The sequence below is a fragment of the Galbibacter orientalis DSM 19592 genome (assembly GCF_000260115.1).
Taxonomy (GTDB): Bacteria; Bacteroidota; Bacteroidia; order Flavobacteriales; family Flavobacteriaceae; genus Galbibacter; species Galbibacter orientalis.
The window spans coordinates 302,300-322,766 of sequence record NZ_JH651379.1 but is presented as its reverse complement, the minus strand read 5'-3'; the positions used below and the strand labels follow the sequence as shown (position 1 = coordinate 322,766).

The 20,467-nt window shown below is 33.0% G+C and carries 19 protein-coding genes; 10 read left to right on the top strand and 9 right to left on the bottom strand.

Annotated elements, in window-relative coordinates:
- Nucleotides 1-14 precede the first annotated feature (14 nt).
- The 3 genes from JOOMADRAFT_RS01565 (at nucleotide 15) to JOOMADRAFT_RS01555 (ending at nucleotide 1,531) form a co-directional block, all read left to right on the top strand.
- A complete protein-coding gene (locus JOOMADRAFT_RS01565) occupies nucleotides 15-473 on the top strand; it encodes a DUF1801 domain-containing protein (protein ID WP_008610891.1) in 459 nt (152 codons plus the stop codon).
- Between the two features lie 98 nt (nucleotides 474-571).
- Entirely contained in the window at nucleotides 572-940 is a 369-nt protein-coding gene (locus tag JOOMADRAFT_RS01560) for a TM2 domain-containing protein (protein WP_008610888.1), read from the top strand.
- A 267-nt stretch (nucleotides 941-1,207) separates the two neighbouring features.
- Complete coding sequence (locus tag JOOMADRAFT_RS01555) at nucleotides 1,208-1,531, top strand: ArsR/SmtB family transcription factor (protein ID WP_008610887.1); 324 nt, start codon at nucleotides 1,208-1,210, stop codon at nucleotides 1,529-1,531.
- Nucleotides 1,532-1,699: 168 nt separating this feature from the next.
- Here the strand turns inward: JOOMADRAFT_RS01555 and JOOMADRAFT_RS01550 are convergent, their stop codons facing one another.
- The 3 genes from JOOMADRAFT_RS01550 to JOOMADRAFT_RS01540 are packed head-to-tail and all read right to left on the bottom strand — an operon-like array spanning nucleotide 1,700 to nucleotide 5,312.
- The gene (locus JOOMADRAFT_RS01550; protein ID WP_008610886.1) at nucleotides 1,700-3,520 is read right to left on the bottom strand and encodes a GNAT family N-acyltransferase; all 1,821 of its coding nucleotides are present in this window, start codon (nucleotides 3,518-3,520) and stop codon (nucleotides 1,700-1,702) included.
- A 59-nt stretch (nucleotides 3,521-3,579) separates the two neighbouring features.
- Nucleotides 3,580-4,830, bottom strand: a complete 1,251-nt coding sequence (locus tag JOOMADRAFT_RS01545; RefSeq protein ID WP_008610885.1) for an aspartate kinase — start codon at nucleotides 4,828-4,830, stop codon at nucleotides 3,580-3,582.
- A complete protein-coding gene (locus JOOMADRAFT_RS01540) occupies nucleotides 4,827-5,312 on the bottom strand; it encodes a GNAT family N-acetyltransferase (RefSeq protein ID WP_008610881.1) in 486 nt (161 codons plus the stop codon). The genes JOOMADRAFT_RS01545 and JOOMADRAFT_RS01540 overlap by 4 nt, the downstream gene beginning before the upstream one ends.
- A gap of 113 nt (nucleotides 5,313-5,425) precedes the next feature.
- Between JOOMADRAFT_RS01540 and fbp the strand changes: the two genes are divergently transcribed.
- On the top strand, nucleotides 5,426-6,433 hold the full coding sequence (gene fbp, locus JOOMADRAFT_RS01535; RefSeq protein ID WP_008610880.1) for a class 1 fructose-bisphosphatase: 1,008 nt from the start codon (nucleotides 5,426-5,428) through the stop codon (nucleotides 6,431-6,433).
- A gap of 55 nt (nucleotides 6,434-6,488) precedes the next feature.
- Here fbp and JOOMADRAFT_RS01530 read toward each other — a convergent pair whose 3' ends face one another.
- Nucleotides 6,489-6,920: a TerB family tellurite resistance protein gene (locus tag JOOMADRAFT_RS01530; protein ID WP_008610879.1), complete on the bottom strand. Its 432-nt coding sequence runs from the start codon at nucleotides 6,918-6,920 to the stop codon at nucleotides 6,489-6,491.
- 281 nt (nucleotides 6,921-7,201) lie between these two features.
- Here JOOMADRAFT_RS01530 and JOOMADRAFT_RS01525 point away from each other — a divergent pair, with 281 nt between their 5' ends.
- Both JOOMADRAFT_RS01525 and dnaE read left to right on the top strand, forming a co-directional pair.
- Nucleotides 7,202-7,651, top strand: coding sequence for a ferritin-like domain-containing protein (locus tag JOOMADRAFT_RS01525; protein WP_008610878.1), 450 nt, complete (start codon nucleotides 7,202-7,204; stop codon nucleotides 7,649-7,651).
- 400 nt (nucleotides 7,652-8,051) lie between these two features.
- The gene (dnaE, locus tag JOOMADRAFT_RS01520) at nucleotides 8,052-12,434 is read left to right on the top strand and encodes a DNA polymerase III subunit alpha (protein WP_008610877.1); all 4,383 of its coding nucleotides are present in this window, start codon (nucleotides 8,052-8,054) and stop codon (nucleotides 12,432-12,434) included.
- Between the two features lie 130 nt (nucleotides 12,435-12,564).
- On the opposite strand, the gene JOOMADRAFT_RS19600 is transcribed toward dnaE, so the two are convergent.
- The 3 genes from JOOMADRAFT_RS19600 to JOOMADRAFT_RS01505 all read right to left on the bottom strand — a co-directional run bounded on the left by JOOMADRAFT_RS19600 (nucleotide 12,565) and on the right by JOOMADRAFT_RS01505 (nucleotide 15,905).
- On the bottom strand, nucleotides 12,565-14,469 hold the full coding sequence (locus JOOMADRAFT_RS19600) for a TlpA family protein disulfide reductase (protein ID WP_008610876.1): 1,905 nt from the start codon (nucleotides 14,467-14,469) through the stop codon (nucleotides 12,565-12,567).
- Nucleotides 14,470-14,565: 96 nt separating this feature from the next.
- Entirely contained in the window at nucleotides 14,566-14,985 is a 420-nt protein-coding gene (locus JOOMADRAFT_RS01510; RefSeq protein WP_008610873.1) for a 3D domain-containing protein, read from the bottom strand.
- A gap of 41 nt (nucleotides 14,986-15,026) precedes the next feature.
- A complete protein-coding gene (locus JOOMADRAFT_RS01505) occupies nucleotides 15,027-15,905 on the bottom strand; it encodes an IS982 family transposase (RefSeq protein ID WP_008610872.1) in 879 nt (292 codons plus the stop codon).
- 225 nt (nucleotides 15,906-16,130) lie between these two features.
- Between JOOMADRAFT_RS01505 and trxA the strand changes: the two genes are divergently transcribed.
- Together trxA and JOOMADRAFT_RS01495 are read left to right on the top strand one after the other, a co-directional pair.
- A complete protein-coding gene (gene trxA, locus JOOMADRAFT_RS01500) occupies nucleotides 16,131-16,448 on the top strand; it encodes a thioredoxin (protein WP_008610870.1) in 318 nt (105 codons plus the stop codon).
- Between the two features lie 90 nt (nucleotides 16,449-16,538).
- Nucleotides 16,539-16,931: an HIT family protein gene (locus JOOMADRAFT_RS01495; protein ID WP_008610868.1), complete on the top strand. Its 393-nt coding sequence runs from the start codon at nucleotides 16,539-16,541 to the stop codon at nucleotides 16,929-16,931.
- A 4-nt stretch (nucleotides 16,932-16,935) separates the two neighbouring features.
- Here the strand turns inward: JOOMADRAFT_RS01495 and JOOMADRAFT_RS01490 are convergent, their stop codons facing one another.
- Together JOOMADRAFT_RS01490 and JOOMADRAFT_RS01485 are read right to left on the bottom strand one after the other, a co-directional pair.
- Nucleotides 16,936-17,289, bottom strand: coding sequence for a hypothetical protein (locus tag JOOMADRAFT_RS01490; RefSeq protein ID WP_008610867.1), 354 nt, complete (start codon nucleotides 17,287-17,289; stop codon nucleotides 16,936-16,938).
- A 17-nt stretch (nucleotides 17,290-17,306) separates the two neighbouring features.
- Nucleotides 17,307-18,449, bottom strand: a complete 1,143-nt coding sequence (locus tag JOOMADRAFT_RS01485; RefSeq protein WP_008610866.1) for a sensor histidine kinase — start codon at nucleotides 18,447-18,449, stop codon at nucleotides 17,307-17,309.
- Nucleotides 18,450-18,850: 401 nt separating this feature from the next.
- Here JOOMADRAFT_RS01485 and JOOMADRAFT_RS01480 point away from each other — a divergent pair, with 401 nt between their 5' ends.
- Complete coding sequence (locus JOOMADRAFT_RS01480; protein WP_008610865.1) at nucleotides 18,851-19,723, top strand: flavin reductase family protein; 873 nt, start codon at nucleotides 18,851-18,853, stop codon at nucleotides 19,721-19,723.
- Nucleotides 19,724-19,751: 28 nt separating this feature from the next.
- Nucleotides 19,752-20,132 (top strand): DUF3127 domain-containing protein, encoded by a 381-nt coding sequence (locus JOOMADRAFT_RS01475; RefSeq protein WP_008610864.1) that lies wholly within the window; start codon nucleotides 19,752-19,754, stop codon nucleotides 20,130-20,132.
- Nucleotides 20,133-20,467 lie beyond the last annotated feature (335 nt).

The window sequence follows — 20,467 nt, the reverse complement described above, 5'->3', positions numbered from 1 at the left end:
GTAAATTTTTGATAGTGAAACTAGACGTAGATACAGTTCAAGAATATTTAAAAGCCGTTCCTGCAGATAGGAAGGAGGCTTTTGAGAAGCTACGAAACGTTATTTTAAAAAATCTACCAAAAGGCTTAGAAGAAACTATGAGTTATGGAATGATAGGATATGTAGTTCCACATGCTATCTACCCTAGTGGCTACCATTGCAATCCAGAGTTGCCTCTTCCTTTTATAAATATAGCCTCTCAAAAAAATCATATTGCACTTTATCATTCTGGAATTTATGCTGATAAAAATATTTATAATTGGTTTGTAAAAGAATATCCAAAGCATACCAATATAAAACTGGATATGGGAAAGAGTTGCGTACGATTTAAGAAATTTGAACAGATTCCTTTTGAATTAATTTCTGAATTAATGAAAAAGATGAATGTTGAAGAATGGATTTCCTTATATGAAAAAAACTTTAAGAAAAGGTAATTTAAACACAAAACAGTGTAATAAAACGATTTAAGGTTATGTTCTTGAGACTATTTTTGTTAATTTAGCTTACTAAACCAATTTTAAAAAAAAATATAATGAGCGATACTAACGACAAAGGTTCTTTTGAGGAAAACGCAGAAAACTTTGCTAACGATGCAAAGAAAACAGCAAATGAGTTTACAACAAATGCACGAGAAGCAGTTAATAGTCAGGATAATAAAAAAATATTAGCAGGAATTTTAGCTGTTGTTTTAGGAAGTTTAGGAATTCATAAATTTATTCTGGGATATAATAAGGAAGGAATTATTATGTTGGCAGTAACAATAGTTTTGGGAGCTTTTACTTGTGGAATAGGAGCTAGTCTAATGGGAATAGTTGGTCTTATAGAAGGGATTATATATCTAACAAAGTCCGACGAAGAATTTTACAATACATACCAAGTAGGTAAAAAACCTTGGTTCTAAATACTATAGAATTGGTGCCTAAAAACTTTTGTTATTATTTTTAGGCACTAATTTTTTATAACTGAACTTATCTTGACTTTTTGTATTTGAGCGAAAAATAGTGCTTTTATTCGTTAATAAAGTATTTTTGAAGGAGCATAGCATCGCTACGGTACGAGAAAAATACAAAATTAGAGGGTAAAATGACTATTTTGTAGGTAATAGAAAAAGTCAAGATAAGTTCATTTCCCCATTACTACATTTGCTAAAAAAGAAAATACAACTATTATGGGGTTTACTAAAATGTTAGCTCATACACTTGAGCAAAATAAACTTTCCAAAACGTTTAAAGCGTTGGGGCACCCAGCCAGAATTGCTATACTTCAATATATAAGCAACAATCCAGATTGCATTTGTAATGATATGGTTAGAGATATAGATCTAGCCCAAGCTACTATTTCTCAGCATTTGGTAGAATTAAAAAAAGTAGACTTAATTATAGGGAAGCATATTGGTAAAAAAACCTGTTATAGTATCAATATTGATAAACTATATGAGGTAAAACAATCTGTAGGGTCTTTTTTTAATGAAACTCAACAGGGGGCAATGTAATTTGTAAACAAAAAAATTAAAAACTTTCTTTAGTTGTCAAAGGAGCTTGTCGAAGTTTCAAACAGCTAACTATCGAAAAGATCCTATAACAAGTTCAGGAAGGTACACTATACTTTTTTAAGTGCTATTATTTACAGTCACTTATATGTTTTTGGATAGCATAGGTTTTTAATCTTCTACATTTCCATTTAAATCTTCCATATGTTTTCGTTCCAATTCTGCTTGGAATTCTTCCATTACTGGTTTTACGGTGCTTTCTGGGAGATCTGCAATTTTTATATACATAAGTCCATCTACAGAATTATTAAAGAGTGGATCTACATTAAAAGCCACCACTTTAGCATTCTGCTTAATGTATTTTTTAATCAATACAGGGAGTCTTAAGTTTCCTGGTTCAACTTCATCAATCATCCGATCAAATTTGTTGAGGTCGGCTTCTGTTTCATCAAAAACAAACTCTTTGTCTGCGTCTTTTAATTTTACTTTAAACTCTTTTTTCGGACTAATATACTGAGCTACGTACGGATCCCAATAATGAGATTTCATAAACTCAATCATTAAAGATTTGGAGAAATTAGAAAATTGATTGCTAATGCTCACTCCTCCAATTAAATATTTGTGCTCTGGATGTCTTAAAGTTGTATGTACAATTCCTTTCCAGAGTAAAAATAGAGGCATTGGTTTTTGCTGATAATCGCTTACAATAAATGCGCGACCCATTTCTATGGATTCGCTCATCATTTTATGAAGCTCAGGTTCAAATTTGAACAAGTCCTGCATATAAAAACCATCAATTCCTTTTGTCTTAAATATTTCCGAGCCCATTCCCATCCTATAGGCTCCAACAATGGCTTTTTCATCACTGTCCCATAAAAACAAATGGTGGTAATACTCATCAAACTCATCGGTATCTATAGCTTGATTGGTACCTTCGCCTACTTCTCTAAAAGTAATCTCTCTAAGTCTGCCAATTTCTCTTAAGATATATGGCATTTGTTTCGCCTTGGCGAGAAAAACCTCATAGTTTTTACTTTGTAATAAACGTAAGTCTAGCGCTCTTAATTCGTTAACCTCTCGCTCCATTAATTCTTTACTCACAGGAGTAATAATTTCTTTAGGAGAGCGTGGAAATTTAAAACTTGTAGGTACTTTATCAAACAAACGTCCTTCTTCAAAAGCGTTTGATAACATATATGTTTTTCTTCTAAGAAACTCAGTAAAATCCTCTAGACTTTCTTGCTCTTGTTGTGCTTCAACGCTAATAGGTCTTCCAATTCTAACACGGATAACTCTGTTGCGTTGCGTTAAAACTTCAGAAGGTAATTTTGCGGTTCTAAGCGTATCATTCAGTTTTGATAAACGATAGAATAATTTACTGTTTTTTGCGTGAAAATAAATCGGTACTACAGGAACTTCGGCACGCTGAATAAGCTTCATTGCAGCCTCTTCCCATGGTCTGTCTACAATTAGTTTTCCATCTCGATAGGTAGAAACTTCTCCAGCAGGGAAGATCCCTAAAGGATGCCCTTCTCTTAAGTGTTTCAACGATTGCTTAAAACCTGCAACACTACTTTTAGCATCTTTATGAGCTTCAAATGGGTTTACAGGCATAATATAAGGCGCTAATGGCTTTATTCTGTGTAATAGAAAATTTGCTATTATTTTAAAATCTGGCCTTTGCTCTAATAGTAATTTAAGTAATAAAACCCCGTCTATTCCACCAAGTGGATGGTTGGAAATAGTAATATATGCTCCATCTTTTGGAAGTCTTTTTAAATCTTCTTTAGGAATTTCAAAATTAATTTCAAACTCATCTAAAATAGCATTCAAAAACTCTAAATCTTTCTTCTCTTTATGCTTATCGTATACTCTATTAATCGCAGATATGTTTAGAACTTTCATTAGTGCCCAACCACTTAATGTTCCTAAAAATCCATACTTATCTGCGTTAATTACTTGTGCTACTTCTTTTGCAGTAACTAATCCCATTTGAAATTATATTGAGGTCTAATCAATACAAATATAGAAAAAGAAAGTGAGCTCTAGATTTATTTTACAACCAACTGAACTGTTTCTTGCGTACGTTGCTCAAGTAAAACTTCCTTTCCATTCTGTAAAGAAGCAATTGCTTTTTCATTGAAATGTCTTATGGTATAGAGCGATACGTCTTCGTAATGTGTTACTTTAAATTTAGATTTTAGTATTTTTAAAAGGTCATCTAATTTGTTGAATTTATTTTCAACACAAACAGAAAAACTGATGGCGGAGTTCTGAATTAAGTCAACTTTCATTCTATTATCACTAAAAAGTTTGAAAATCTCACTAATATTTTCTTCAACAATAAAAGAGAAGTCTAAAGAAGAAAGTTTCATTAAAATCTGATTTTTCTTCACTATAAAGCAGGGAACATTTGGTGTAATTCCTTTACCTTTCATTACTACTGTTCCATCTTCTTTAGGATTTATAAAGGATTTAACATGAAGTGGAATCTCCTTTCTTTGAAGCGGTTGCAATGTTTTAGGATGGATTACAGAAGCGCCATAAAATGCAAGCTCAATAGCTTCTCTATAGGATATTCTGTTTAAAAGTTCTGGGTTTTCAAAGTACCTAGGATCGGCATTTAAAACTCCAGGCACATCTTTCCATATAGTTACAGATGCTGCATTTAGGCAATATGCAAATATAGCGGCGGTATAATCGGACCCTTCTCTTCCAAGGGTGGTTGTAAAGTTATTATCATCGCTTCCTAGAAAACCTTGTGTTATGTTGAGGCAACTTTGGTCTATGTTTTCAGCTATATTTTTTTGCGTAGCATCCCAATTTACAGAACCTTCTCTATAACTATCGTCAGTTTTGATGTAATCTCTTACGTCTAACCATTTATTTTTAATACCTACTTCAGAGAAATAAGTACTTAAAATAGTTGTAGAAATAAGTTCTCCGTAGCCTACAACTTGGTCGTAAACAAAAGAATATTTTGGAGATTTATTCCATGCTAAAAATCCTTGAACTTGCTCAATCAAGCCTTTAACTTTTTGAAATACAGGGTGTTTTTCGTTTTCAAATAACGCTATTAAAATATCATTGTGGTAATCAATAATTTCTTGGAATGAAGCATTAAGTTTTGATTTGTCTTCAAAATAATTTTTAACCACAACCTCCATGGCGTTGGTTGTTTTGCCCATAGCCGAAACCACTAATAAAGTGTTTTCGTGCCCTACGGTTTGTAATACATTAACTACGTTTTTTATCCCTTCTGCATCTTTTACAGATGCTCCTCCAAATTTAAAAATTCTCATGAATTTGTATTTGCTATAAAATTCTTAATTCCTTGTTCGTCTAATTGTACGGTATCCCAATCTCTTAGGATATTGGCGCCATTCTTTTCATAAAATTTTACTGCGGGAGTATTCCAATCAAGTACTACCCATTCTATTCTTTTTACGCCAAGATTATGACCATATTTAATTACTTCGGCAAAAAGGGCACTTCCTAAGCCTGTTCCTCTCGAACTTTTTCTAACTACTAAATCTTCAAGATGAATTGTTTTTCCTTTCCAAGTAGAATAGCGGTTATAAAAAAGTGCCATTCCTTCAATTTTGTTATTTACTTCACCCACGAAGCATTTAAAAAGTGGATTCTCTCCAAATCCATCATTTACTAAATCTTCCACAGAAACTTCCACAGCTTCAGGTTCTTTCTCGAAATCCGCCAGTTCTTGAATAAGTTCGAGAACTTGGCTCATATCTTTTTCTTCTGCTAGTCTAATTCTATACTCCATATCTGTTACAAATATAACTTATAGTTATAAATATATAAAAATGAAATTTAACGAAAACGTTGTAGTTTCACAAAAATGACGATATTTGTGAGCGTAAAAACACAAAAACCGTTATGACCAAGAAAAACAAAACGCTGGGCGAGTTTATTATTGAAAATCAGCGTGCTTTTCCGTATTCAACAGGAGAGTTATCAAAATTAATCAACGCCATTCGTTTAGCAGCTAAAGTTGTAAACCACGAAGTTAATAAAGCAGGTTTAGTAGATGTTTTAGGATCAAGCGGCGATATAAATGCGCAAGGCGAAGATCAACAAAAACTAGATGTTTTAGCAAACGAAAAGTTTATTCAATCATTAACAAACAGAGAGATTGTTTGCGGAATAGCCTCAGAAGAAGAGGACGATTTTGTTGCCATAAACAGTCATGATAACAACAATCAGAATAAATATGTAGTGTTATTTGATCCTTTGGACGGCTCTAGTAATATAGATGTAAATGTTTCTGTAGGAACTATTTTTTCGATTTATAGAAGGGTAACTCCTATTGGAACTCCTGTTACTATTGACGATTTCTTACAGCCAGGGAGAGATCAAGTAGCTGCTGGATATGTAGTTTATGGGACTTCTACAATGTTGGTTTATACTACAGGATATGGAGTAAATGGATTTACATTAAATCCTGCTATCGGGACATTTTATTTGTCGCATCCAAATATGCAATATCCAGAAAATGGTAGCATTTATTCTGTAAATGAAGGAAATTATGTGCACTTTCCAGAAGGTGTAAAAAAGTATATTAAATATTGCCAAATGGAAGAAGAAGACCGTCCTTATACCTCCCGTTATATAGGTTCTTTGGTATCAGATTTTCATAGAAATATGATTAAAGGAGGGATTTTTTTATATCCAGAAAGTAGTAAAGCTATGAATGGGAAATTACGGTTGTTGTACGAATGTAATCCAATAGCATATTTAGCAGAACAAGCAGGTGGAAAAGCCAGTGATGGAACTAGAGCTATTTTAGATATAAAACCCACAGAGTTACACCAAAGAGTTCCTTTTTACTGTGGAAGTAAAAAAATGGTAGAAAAAGCGGAGGAGTTTATTGAAAATTATAAATAACCAAAAAGGCAGCACTTTTTCAAGTACTGCCTTTTGACTTTTTATCGATAAACCCTTAGCGGTTCATGTGCTTAATTTCTTCAATAAAAGTATCTAAATCTACTCCTTCGTGGATAAGATCCATCGCTTTTTTATTGATAAAATCTACGTTAGCAGGATTAAAACCTAAACCAATACCCAATCTTCTCATAATTCGCATTTCATCTTCATCTTCGATATGGTCGGAAAAAATCATACGCCCAATATCATATAGTCTTTCCAATCTTGCGTTGTACAACGAAGGTGGATTTACTGGAAATGCAGACGGATTTTCTAGAATACTCTCATATAGCTCAGGAGAAATATCTAAATTATTTGCTAAACGGTCTAAAAATGCTTTTTCTTCAGGAGACATTTCGCCATCAGATAAGGCAACTCTAACAATAGCTGCAAAATGATCGCGGTTTCTATCTCTAAAACCTGAAGAATATAAATCTGAAATTGACATCAATATATTTTTTTAATGTAGGCACAAAGATAATTAAACCCTTAAATTATTCTGATGAAATTTTTCTATTTTTTTTAGAAACCTCAATAGGTAACAATTTTTATAATGAATCGAAGCAATTCGCTTTGTAAATAAAGAATTTGTTTACATATAAAGTATTATAATTCCTTTAAGATTTAAGGTTAAATAATACCTAAACCACCCCTTTTTCCTTTGGTTTGGAAGAATGGTTTAGTAAATTAAGGGGAGAAATAGATTATTAACCATTTAAAAATTGAATTATGAGTTACACAGAAGATGTTGCCAAAAAAATAAATGAATTATTAGAAAAGAATTATGATGCGCAAAAGGGTTTTGTAAATTCTAGTGAGCATGTAGATAATACAAATCTTAAAACTTATTTTAAAAGTAAAGCGGCAGAACGAGAAAAATTTGCTGATGAGTTGAAAAGAGAGATCATTTCTTTTGGAGAAAAGCCTATAGATTCGGGGAGTATAACAGGAGATATGCACCGTACTTGGATGAATATAAAATCGGCTTTATCTAGTAATGATGAAGAGGCAATTTTAGAAGAAGTACAAAGAGGAGAGGAGGCAAGTTTGGAAGATTATAATGAAATTCTAGAAGAAACATCCTTGCCAGAATCTACAAAAGCAATGATTACGAGGCAGCGAAATGCGATTAAGAACTCTGTAAACAATGCAAAACGTTATGAGCACATTGTATCTTAATTCCTCATTGAGGGTTTAATTCCCCAGAGCCTGTGCTGAGTTTACCGAAGGGCTCTGCATTGAAATGGATTAAATTATTTTACTTTGAATACCTTGTGGGCTTGCCTCGAGGTAGTTGATTAATTATAGAATTAATTGAAAAAGGTTGCTTAGAAATAAGCAGCCTTTTTTGTTTTAATCCCTCATTGAGGGTTTAATTCCCCAGAGCCTGTGCTAAGTTTACCGATGGGCTCTGGGTCGAAATGAATTAAATTTATTTCCTTTGGATACCTTGTGGGCTTGCCCGAGGTAGTTGATAACTCCTGATAATTTATGCTTTTTACTCTCAAAAATATCCTTAATTTTAAGCTTTCAGTTGGCTTACAACTAATTACCTCAATCTTAAAGAGATAGCAATTTTATGTACCTGATTTTTGATACAGAAACTACCGGATTACCGAAACGTTGGGATGCTCCCATAACCGATGTTGATAATTGGCCAAGAGCAATTCAAATTGCATGGCAATTGCATGACGATATGGGGAATCTTGTAGAACATCAGGATTATTTAATCAAGCCAGAAGGGTTTAATATTCCTTTTGATGCTGAAAAGATACATGGAATATCTACAGAATTAGCCGAACAGGAAGGGCTTCCATTGGATGAAGTATTAGAAAAGTTTCAGAAAGCTTTATCAAAATCCACTTATGTAGTTGGGCAGAATGTAGGATTTGACGTAAATATTATGGGTGCGGAATTTTACCGTGCGGGAGTAGAAAGTAATCTAACCGAGTTACCTGTTTTAGATACCTGTACAGAAACTACAGCATCTTTATGTAAGATTCCTGGAGGAAGAGGAGGGAAATTTAAACTTCCCACACTAACGGAGCTTCATGAGTTTTTATTTAATGAACCTTTTGCAGAAGCTCATAATGCCACAGCAGATGTGGAAGCAACCACACGTTGCTTTTTAGAACTTATCCGTAAAGAGGTTTTTACTGCGGAAGAATTAGATGTTTTACCTTCCTATTTTAGAGATTTTTCTGAGGCCAATCCGCAGCCAATTGAGCTTATCGGATTAAAGCATATTAATCTGAAAAAAGCTTCTGATAAAATTAGGGAGCAAATTGCGAAAGAAGCGCCTTCAGAAGAAATTTCTAAGGAAGAACTGCATCAAAACATAAAAGAGTTAGAAGAGGTTAACTTTTCACACCTTCATAATTATTCTCAGTTTTCTATTCTTCAGGCTACTTCAAGTATTCCAGATTTGGTTGCTGCTACGGCAAAAGCCAAAATGCCAGCGGTAGCACTTACAGATATGGCAAATATGATGGGGGCTTTTCATTTTGTAAAAGAAGTTGGAAATCATAATAAAGGAGTAAAAGCCAGAAATGAAGAGGCTATTGCAAATGGAGAAGAGCCTTCTGAAACAATTATAAAACCTATTTTAGGATGTACTTTAAATGTTTGCGAAAATCATTTAGATAAATCTGTTAAAGATAATGGTTACCAAATTGTGATGCTTGCTAAAAATAAGCGAGGGTATCATAATATGGCAAAAATGTCTTCTATAGCTTATACAGAAGGGTTTTATTATGTGCCAAGAATTGATAGAAAAGTTGTTGAAAAATACAAGGAAGATATAATTGTACTTACTGGAAATTTGTATGGAGAAGTTCCAAGTAAACTCCTAAATATTGGGGAGGTACAAGCAGAAGAGGCTTTGCTTTGGTGGAAAGAGCAGTTTGGAGAAGACTTGTATGTGGAAATAATGCGCCACGATCAAGAAGATGAAAATAGGGTGAATAGCGAACTTGTAAGGTTGGCAAATAAACATCAAGTAAAGTTAGTAGCAACAAACAATTGCTATTACATAAATAAAGAAAATGCAAATGCACATGATATTTTATTGTGTGTTAAAGACGGAGAGAAAAAAGATACGCCTATTGGTCGTGGACGAGGATATCGATACGGATTGCCAAATCAAGAATATTACTTTAAGAGTGGCGAGGAAATGAAAGCCATTTTTAAAGATCTTCCAGAAGCTATTTTTAATATTCAGGAAGTTGTAGATAAGGTAGAGCCGTATGAGCTGGCTAGAGATGTTTTATTACCTGCGTTTGATATTCCAGAAGAATTTCAGTTTGAAGAGGATAAAGATGATAATGGAAAACGTGGGGAAAATAAATATTTAAGACACCTAACGTATGAGGGAGCAAAAAGGCGTTATCCAGAAATTACAGAGTCTATTAAGGAACGATTAGACTTTGAGTTAAGCGTTATTGAAAATACAGGATATCCAGGGTACTTTTTAATTGTACAAGATTTTATTGCAGCAGCTCGTAAAATGGATGTTTCTGTTGGTCCGGGGAGGGGTTCTGCTGCTGGTTCTGCAGTGGCCTATTGCTTGGAAATTACAAACATCGATCCTATTCACTACGATTTACTTTTTGAGCGGTTTTTAAATCCCGATCGTGTATCCTTACCAGATATTGATATTGATTTTGATGATGAAGGGCGTGGGCGTGTAATGGATTATGTAATAGATAAATATGGTGCCAACCAAGTAGCACAAATTATTACTTATGGAACCATGGCTGCTAAGTCTTCTATTAGAGATACAGCACGTGTGCTTGATTTACCTTTACACGATGCCGATAGGATAGCTAAGCTAATTCCAAACATGAAGCTGGCTAAGATTTTTAGTTTAGACGATGCTAAGTTAAAAGGGAGTTTACGCGCTGAAGAAATTGATAAAGTAAACGAGCTTAAAAATATAGCAGATGGAGACGATTTAGAAGCGCTGACGGTAAACCAAGCAAGAATTTTAGAAGGGTCGGTTAGAAATACAGGAATTCATGCGTGTGGAGTTATTATTACCCCAGACGATATTACCAAATTTGTTCCTGTTTCTATAGCTAAAGACTCCGATTTATATGTTACGCAATTTGATAATTCCGTGGTGGAGAATGCGGGATTATTAAAAATGGATTTCCTCGGATTAAAAACACTAACGCTTATTAAGGATACCGTTAAATTGGTAAAATATAAGCACGGGATAGATTTAAATCCAGATGAATTTCCGTTAGATGATGAAAAAACATACGAGCTGTTCCAGAAAGGAGAAACCGTAGGAATTTTCCAATATGAATCTGCCGGAATGCAGAAACATATGAAGGATTTAAAACCTACCGTTTTTGCCGATTTAATTGCAATGAACGCCTTATATCGTCCAGGGCCTTTGGAATATATCCCGAGTTTTATCCGTAGAAAACATGGAGATGAAGAGATTAAATATGATCTCGATGCCATGGAAGAATACCTTCAGGAAACCTACGGGATTACGGTTTACCAGGAGCAGGTAATGTTGCTTTCTCAAAAGTTAGCAGGTTTTACAAAGGGGGAAGCCGATGTTTTGCGTAAGGCAATGGGAAAGAAAATATTTGCATTACTAGAACAGCTTAAACCAAAGTTTTTAGATGGAGGAGAGGCTCGAGGGCATTCTAGAGAAACGCTGGAGAAAGTTTGGAAAGATTGGGAGGCATTTGCAAGTTATGCTTTTAATAAATCGCATTCTACCTGTTATGCTTGGATTGGGTATCAAACAGCATATTTAAAGGCAAATTATCCTGCGGAATATATGGCAGCTGTACTGTCTAATAATATGAACGATATTAAACAGGTTACTTTCTTTTTAGAGGAATGTAAGCGAATGGGAATTGAAGTTCTTGGTCCAGATGTAAATGAATCTTACTATAAATTTACGGTTAATAACGATGGTGCTATTCGTTTTGGAATGGGCGCAGTAAAAGGTGTTGGTCGTGGTGCTGTAAATACCATTGTAGAAGGAAGAGAAGGCGGAAAGTATAAGTCTATTTTTGATTTGGCAAAACGGATAGATTTAAGAGCAGCCAATAAAAAAGCATTTGAAAACTTAGCATTAGCAGGAGGACTCGATTCGTTTGGAGATACACATAGGGCGCAATATTTTCATGCAGAAGGAGATGGGATAACTTTTTTGGAAAAAGCAGTGAAGTATGGGGCTAAATTTCAGGAAAACGAAAACTCCTCGCAAGTAAGTCTTTTTGGAGAGGCTAGCGATGTGCAAATTCCCGAACCCCAAGTTCCACCATGCGAAACCTGGGGAACCATGGAGAAATTAAAACGTGAAAAGGAAGTGGTTGGAATCTATATTTCCGGACACCCATTAGACGATTTTAAAACTGAAATTAATGTATTCTGTAATGGAACTATCGGAGCTTTTAATGATTTGGAAGCTATTGTTAACCGAGAAGTTTCTTTTGCAGGGGTTATTTCTGATGTGCAACATAGGGTTTCTAAAAATGGAAAAGGATGGGCATTATTTACCGTTGAAGATTATACAGATACGTATGAATTTAGAATGTTTGGAGAAGAATATCTTAAATTCCGCCATTTTTTAATGATAAACTCTTTTATTTATATCAAAGCCTTTGTTAGAGAAGGTTGGGTAAATAGAGAAACTGGTAAAAGAGGAGATCCTAGATTGCAATTTAACTCTATGGAACAATTGCAGGATGTAATGGATAAATATGCTCGAAAACTTACCATTCATTTAAAACTTGATGAATTAGAAGATAATCGTATTGATACTTTAAAAGATGTAATTTCCATGCATAAAGGAGATCATACTTTAAATTTTGTGGTGTATGAAATGGAGAATGAAATTAAATTAACAATGCCAAGCAGAAAACAAAAAGTGAATATCTCTAATGAGTTACTTCAAGAATTGAACCTTCAAAATGTTGTTTATAAATTAAACTAGAAGTTTATTATCCTTCCCATTCAAAGGGTTGGACTAGCTTGTAAAAATAATTAAACGATCAACTTTAGCTGATTTTTTCAGAAAAAGTTGATCGTTTAGTTTTATAAAGTATAGATATGCTATATTTTTATTAGCTTTTTTCTATAAGCTCTATTAAAATTTCCATTTCGGTTAAGAGCTTTCCGTTGCCCTCGTAGCCCACAGATTTATAATTAATTTTTCCCTCTGGACTAATAATAATTTTTGTAGGAATTCCTCTAATTCCATAACTGTCGGCTACCTCAAAATTTCTACTGTCTTTAATTGGAGCATCGAGAATTACATGGAAATCATATTTGTTTTTAGTAATAAAATCGGTAATGTCTTTTTCTCTTTTAGGAGTGTTCTCAAAAGTATTTACAAACAAAATTGCCACATTTTCATTGTCTTTATATTTTTCTACAAGCTGTTGCATCTCTGGAAAAGAGGCTTTACATGGGCCACACCAAGTTGCCCAAAAATCAAGAATAACAACTTTTCCTTTTAATGAAGAAAGACTCACCTCTTTACCTTCCATGTCTTTTAGCGCAAATTCTGCTGCTTCTTCACTTATTAAATTGCTTTTAATTTTTTCTACTAATAAATTATGTGCAGCAGCTTCTAATTCGGCAACTTTAGCTTCAAGCCCTTCTTCTCCATTAACTTCTTTATATGCTGTAACATAATAATCTAACATTTCAGGATTAGAGTTTCCAGACTTTATAAAAGATTCTCCTTTTTCCAATAAAGTTTTGTATTGTTTATCGGTCATTAAAAACTCTAGATATCTTTTATTTACATCTACGCTTTTTCCATCGCCTACAGCTATTTTTTGAGTATCAATAGCTTCTTTTGTTTTTCCTTGTTGAAATAAAATTAAACCATACGTATCGGCATACATTTGATAAGTTCCCTCTAGTCTGTTTTTAAACTGACTTTCAGAGAAATAATCCGGCTTATTAGAGGGTTCTTCTTTTAGAGAATTAATTAATTCAAGAGATTGTTTGGATAGGTTTTCAGCAAAATCTAAATCTTTTTTTGCTTCTGCTTTTTCCCAAGCAACACTATTATAAACAGAAGCTTTGTTTAATTCTTCATCGATTTGATTAGCGTATTCATCAAATTTAGCAACGTCTCCTTCTTTATTATATGCCAATGCAATAGTTCTAAGTACAGCATCGTTTATTTGACCAGTTGCTTCAGGAAATTTCGTCTTAAAATCTGCATAAGCCTTAGTTTTTTCATCTAAATCTTTAATTTCATAAACTTTAATTAGCGATTCTCGTTCTGCAATTTTACTTTTTGGAAAAGTAGCAATTGCAGCAGTTTTTATAGAATCTGCCTTTTCTTTATTTCCAGTTAAATTATACATTCTTAGTAAAGATTGATACTCTTTTTCTGTTAGAGACTCTTTAGAAGACAGCGAATCGATGTATTTAGTTACTAATTTTTTTCCTTCTTCTTTACGTTCTTTATACATTAAGTCTAGGTAAACAAGCTTCCATTCTTTAGAAATTTCAGGGTGTTCTGTAATATCTTTTTGGATTGCAGTAACAATAGAATCTTTATTTACCTCCAATTCATTTCTTTCGCCAAAATTTAATCTATAATATGCTTTTGCGGCATTACTTCCAGCAATAATATGTCCTTCAGAATTGTGCAAAGGAATAATGTAACCTTCTTTGTTGTTGTTATCTATTTCTTCATTTTTTTTAATATTGAAGGCAATAGCAGCAGCCGAATCAGGAATTTGAATTGTTGCTTTTAATGTATTTTTAGTATCATTTTTTAAATGAATATCAACTGCATAAGCATTGGTATCTACAAGGTAATAGAACATAGCTTCGATGCTATCTACTGCTTTTTCATTGTAACTTATATTTAATGAATCTCCTGGAGAGGGGGTGGCATCCTCAAGAGTAAGTTTTCCTAAGGTTAAAGCGTTAGTCCCTTCAGGTTCATTTTTGCAGGAAGCTAGTAGAATTAAGAATGATAAAAGATAAATTAAAGACTTCATGATAGTATTTTTTGATTAATGATTTCTAAAAATAGAACTTTTCCTCTGGAATTTAAAAAGTAGGTGTCAATTTTAGTAGAAAATTAGTTTTAGACGTTAATTTTCATTTTTTTGAGGAATTCCATACCAGATTTTAAGATTCTTGTTTCCAAAATCCCTCGCTTTTTGAAGCTCTATTCCCATATAAATATCAATTTTTTTTCGGTAGCGTGCATTCATTTTATCTTTTACAAAATAAATGCCTTCATAACCTTCAATTTTAATAGGGGTATTATGGGTAATTCCTAATTTTAGTAAATCTCTTGAGATTGCAATTGCTTTCATTCCAGATTGTAAAGTATCTCCCCATGCACTTATAGCAGGATTTCCAACGGTTTGCGTTTTTAAAGAATTGTATGCAGAGGCTTTTACATATAGGGGGCTCCATAAAAAATTGTCTTCTATGGAATTGAGTTCTTGTGCTTTAATAATGAAACTCGAAACTAAAAAAAATAAAAGTATAGAGGGGTGCTTCATCTTATGAAGATAGTAAAATAGTAATAATACCCGTTGTGCATTTAGGCAATATTGATTTTTAGGTTATTGATATTTCTGTTGAATTCAAATATGTTTATATATTGAATGACCGTCATAGCCGTAATCTTAGATAATATTCTGTTTTTGAATCCCTCAAAAGATTTAGCATAATTCCTTCGAATCATAAATTGGTCGCAAAGTTGAGAAAACAATGTTTCAATACGCTTTCTGGATTTCTTAAAAACGTACGGCTGCTCCCTATAGTTATGCTGGTTTGTTCTCATAGGGGTTTCAAGTCTAATATTATGATATTCAAATAAATTCAATTGATATTCAGCCGACAAATACCCTTTATCACCAAGTAATATGCAATCACTTAATTGATGCTTTATATCCTTTAAATAATTAATATCGTGCACAGAGGCTGGACTAATATCCATACTTTCGATAACACCCTGAGCAGAACAGACAGCATGTAATTTATATCCATAATAATGGCTTGATTGACTTGCACAATATCCTTTTTCGGGCAGACTGTAGTTTTGTTCTTTACATATCTTACTTCTAGCGCTTCTTGATAATTTACAGACCTCTAACGGCATACTGTCAACAATATAACAATGCTCAGATTTATTCAACTTTCTCACTAATGCCTTGCGAAGTGATTCTCTAAAAGAAAACAACTTACGCTTTCTTCTATTGTAGACACTGCGCTCTATTTTGCTGGATAGACCAGCAGGTAACATTCGAAAAAGCTGGCATTCACTATCAACACTCATATATTCTGATGTTAAATCAATAGCTATAAGCTCTTTATCTCTTAATTTAGGTTTACGGATTTGATGTAAATAATCCATTTTACAATCCAATTCTTTTAAAACCTTGAGGATTTTGTCGTAATTTGCTTGAAAGTTGTGCATATAAATTATAGTGTGGTTACTACAATTTACTGCATTTTAGCAGTTTGCACAACTTTTTCTAAATGCACAACGGGTTAATAATATTAATAGTTATTTTATAAATTTAAGATTCCTATCAGAAAATCAAATGGTTTTATAGTAAAAACATATATGCTCTCTGTAAGGATTCGAGAAATATTTGACTAAATTTGCATAATAAAGTAGAACACATTAAAATTAAATAAAATGGCTTTAGAGATAACAGATGCTACTTTTGATGAAGTAGTTTTAAAAAGTGACAAACCAGTATTAGTAGATTTTTGGGCAGCTTGGTGTGGTCCATGTAGAATGGTGGCTCCAATTATTGACCAATTAACCGAAGAATACGAAGGTAAAGCTGTTATTGGAAAAGTAGATGTTGATGCTAATCAAGAATTTGCAGCTAAATACGGCGTAAGAAATATACCTACAGTTTTAGTTTTTCAAAATGGAGAAGTTGTAGGAAGACAAGTAGGTGTTGCTCCTAAAACAGCATATAATGAAGCAATCGATACATTGTTATAATTAAACGGTGTTTAGTATAAAAAAGGTTTGGCTGTTAGTCAAACCTTTTTTATTTTAGAGTTTAAATAGAAACTGAAGTTTTTTCCTTGTATGGCAACAATTTTTACAAAAATTATTAATGGAGATATCCCTAGTTATAAAGTAGCTGAAGATGAAAATTTTTACGCCTTTTTGGATATCAATCCTAATGCAAAAGGCCATACGCTATGTATTCCTAAAAAAGAAACAGATAAAATCTTCGATTTAGATGAAGAGACTTATATGGGGTTAATGTCTTTTTCTAGAAAAGTAGCCAAAGCACTTGAAAAAGTAATAGATTGTAAAAGAGTAGGGATTGCTGTGGTAGGACTAGAAGTTCCGCATACGCATGTTCATTTAATTCCTTTAAATGCTATGAGCGAAATGACTTTTCAGCAAAAAGTAAAGCTATCCGATGAGGAGTTTAAAGAAATTGCTGAAAAAGTAAGTGCTGCTATAGTTTAGTCTTTTAGATACTATTATTGCTACGTAGAAATATAAAAACTGCAATGGCAATTCCAACAATTGCTAACATCATAAAAATAGAAAGCCGAGTTAGTTTAAAGTATGTTTTTGGGTTTTCAACAGTTTTTGCATAAAACTCTCTTACTCTTTCAATGTCTTCCGTCCATCGAACAGGATAAATAGTTGTGTTACAATTTCCACAAACAATTTTGTCGGTTATTTCTTTTGTAGCATTTATATACCAAGCACTCTCAATATGTTTTTGGTAAAAAGTGAGTAAGAGCCCTTGGTTTGAAAAACATTCAGGACAATTATTGGTTAATGAGGCTTCCTTAATTTCTTTTTGTATAGTTTTCACTGTAGGTTTATTTTGATTTATGGTTCTTCAGTCTTAAGAGTAACTTGTATAGTACTTCCTTTTCCTAAAACAGAATTTAAAACTTTTACTTTCCCATCATGGTAATCTTCAATAATTCTTCTTACCAGAGATAATCCTAGACCCCAACCTCTTTTTTTGGTGGTATAGCCTGGTTCGAATATTTTGTAAAAATCACTTTTCATAATTCCTTTTCCTGTGTCTATAACGTTTATTTTTACTGTTTTCTTATCTTCAAAAATTTCAATTTCTAATTTCCCCTTTCCTTTCATAGCATCAATAGAGTTTATGATGAGGTTTTCAATAGTCCAACTATAAAGTTGAGGGTTAACAAGACTGTATATTTCTTTAGCTGGAGCTTTGAAATGAAAATCTACCAATTTAGAACTTCTGGCTTGGATATAATCAAATGTATTTTTTGTTTCTGAAATAACATCTAGGCGTTCTAATTTTGGTACAGAGCCTATTTTGGAAAAACGTTCTGTAATGGTAGAAAGTCTATCGATATCTTTTTCTATTTCTTGAGTAATGGTAGGGTTTACATTTTCAGACTTTAATAGTTCTGCCCATCCTAAAAGAGAAGAGAGCGGAGTTCCTATTTGGTGTGCAGTTTCTTTTGCCATTCCAGCCCAGAGTTTATTTTGATCTGCTACTTTAGAAATTTGATAAAAAAAGTAAACAGTACCTCCAAAGAAAACGATTATTAAAATAAGCGCTATGGGATAATATTTTAAATTGTTTAAAACATCTGAATTTCCGTAATATAATGTTCCGTATTCTTCTGCTCTAAAAGTAACTTCAATAGGAGCATTTTCGGATACAAATTGTCGGACTTTATTTCTTATATATATAGAATCATTGGCTTTTTCTTCTGGAAGATTATTCGACCTAACTTCTCCATTTTTCCCCATATATATCATAGGAGTACTGGTGTTATTTTTTATAACAGCTAAGGTAAGATTCCCTAAATCGCGGTCTAAATCGGTAGTTTGTAAAAACTCTCCTAATGCTTCCGCCCAAATTTTCATTTTAGTACGCTCTTCTTCTTTAAATTTCTGAAAGAAAACATAGGTATTCCATAAAATAGAAATAACAATTACAAATGAGGACATTATAAGAATCCAACGGGTAGCTTTTTTCATTTATTCGAAGAAAAGTTTTTACTCATTTATCGAGGTTTATTGCTCCGACACTTTTGTCGAAAAATTTATTTCCTCTTATATCTCATGGCTTTTTTGAGGAATTTTACTTGACAATGTATAAATATAAAGTAAAACCATCAAATTTATTGTTGCTTCACCTACAAAGGTTTAAAATGTATGGTTTTTTTGACAACGAGGTCGAAAAACCGTAACGCTGCGTCGCTACACTCCTGATCTCAGAGATTTCGGTTACTATTCTGCGGATAAGGGTTTTAGCTGCGCTAGCCATCAACGCAATTCTAAACTAGGGGCTTTTTAAAATTTAAAAATGGAGGGATTACTTTGTATTAAAACATTTTTGCCCCCGTTTTATTTAAGCTATTTTTGTTTAAAACAACAGTATGTTATCTATAGATCCTAAAGAAATATCCACAGGCAAACTTCATGGTTATCTACTTGGAGCAGTAGGACCAAGGCCTATTGCTTTTGCTAGTACTATTGATGCTAATGGAGCTGTAAATCTATCGCCTTTTAGTTTTTTTAATGTGTATAGTTCCAATCCACCTATTATGATTTTTTCTGCAAATAGAAGGGTTCGAGATAATACTACAAAGCATACTTTGGAAAATATATTAGAAACTAAAGAAGTTGTTGTTAACATTGTAAATTATAATATAGTTCAGCAAGTTTCTTTAAGTAGTACAGAGTATCCAAAAGGAGTTAATGAGTTTGAAAAAGCAGGACTTACAATGTTAAAGTCGGAGCTTATAAAACCATTTAGAGTGGGGGAGTCGCCAGTACAATTTGAGTGTAAAGTGAATGAAGTTATTGCTCTAGGAGAAGAAGGGGGGGCTGGAAATTTAATTGTTTGTGAAGTAGTTAAACTTCATATAAATGAAGCTGTTTTAGATGAAAATGGACAAATAGATCAGCACAAAATAGATTTGGTAAGTAGAATGGGAGGAAATTGGTACAGTCGTGCTAATTTAGGAATGTTTGAGGTGCCAAAGCCTTTAGCTAGCATAGGAATTGGGATTGATAATATTCCTTTTGATATTAGAAATAGTAAAGTGCTAACAGGTAACGATTTAGGTGTTTTAGGGAATGTAGAAAGAGTTCCCTCAAAAGAAGAAATAGAAGAGTTTGTTGAGAGTTCTATAAAAATAAGAGAGTTAATAAGTGCCGATGATATAGCACAGATACACGCAAAAGCTCAAGAGATGATTGCAAATAATGATGTTGTTTCTGCATGGAAACTATTATTGGCTAAATAAATTGAATATATTTTAATATTTTTGACGCATGGAAGTACAAGGAAAAATAAAGTTGATTGATGAGACTAAAACTTTTGGAAACAATGGTTTTAGAAAAAGAGAAATGGTAGTAACTACGGAAGAGCAATATCCTCAACATATTATGATTGAGTTTGTTCAAGATAAATGCGATATTCTTAACGCATATCAAGTAGGACAACAAGTAAAGGTAAGTATTAATCTTAGAGGTAGAGAATGGGTTAATCCGCAAGGAGAAACTAAGTATTTTAATTCTATCCAAGGTTGGAGAATTGAGAATTTACAGCCAGCAGGAAATGGTGCGCCAGAAATGCCACCAATGCCGCCGGAAGATGCTTTTGAACCAGCAAACGATTTTAAAGAAGATGATCACGACGATCTTCCTTTTTAATCTCATAGTGAGTTTAATTCTCTAAAGCCTGTCCTGAGTTTATTAAAGGAATCTGCGCTCAATGAGTTAATTTGTTTTATATAAATACATCTTAGGCTTGATCTAAGGTGTGATAAAAAAAATAGAAAGAAAAAAGGAGTCCTAAGGGCTCTTTTTTTTGGTGTAAATTATAAGTGATATATAAAAAAAGTCTCAACAAAAATTGTTGAGACTTAATATTGTGGTTTTAGGTACGTCATTGTATTAAACTCAAAAAGCAATGATGAAAATAATTGGTTACAATGACATATATCAAAAATGTAATAATAATTCAATATATACAAGTTAAATATACT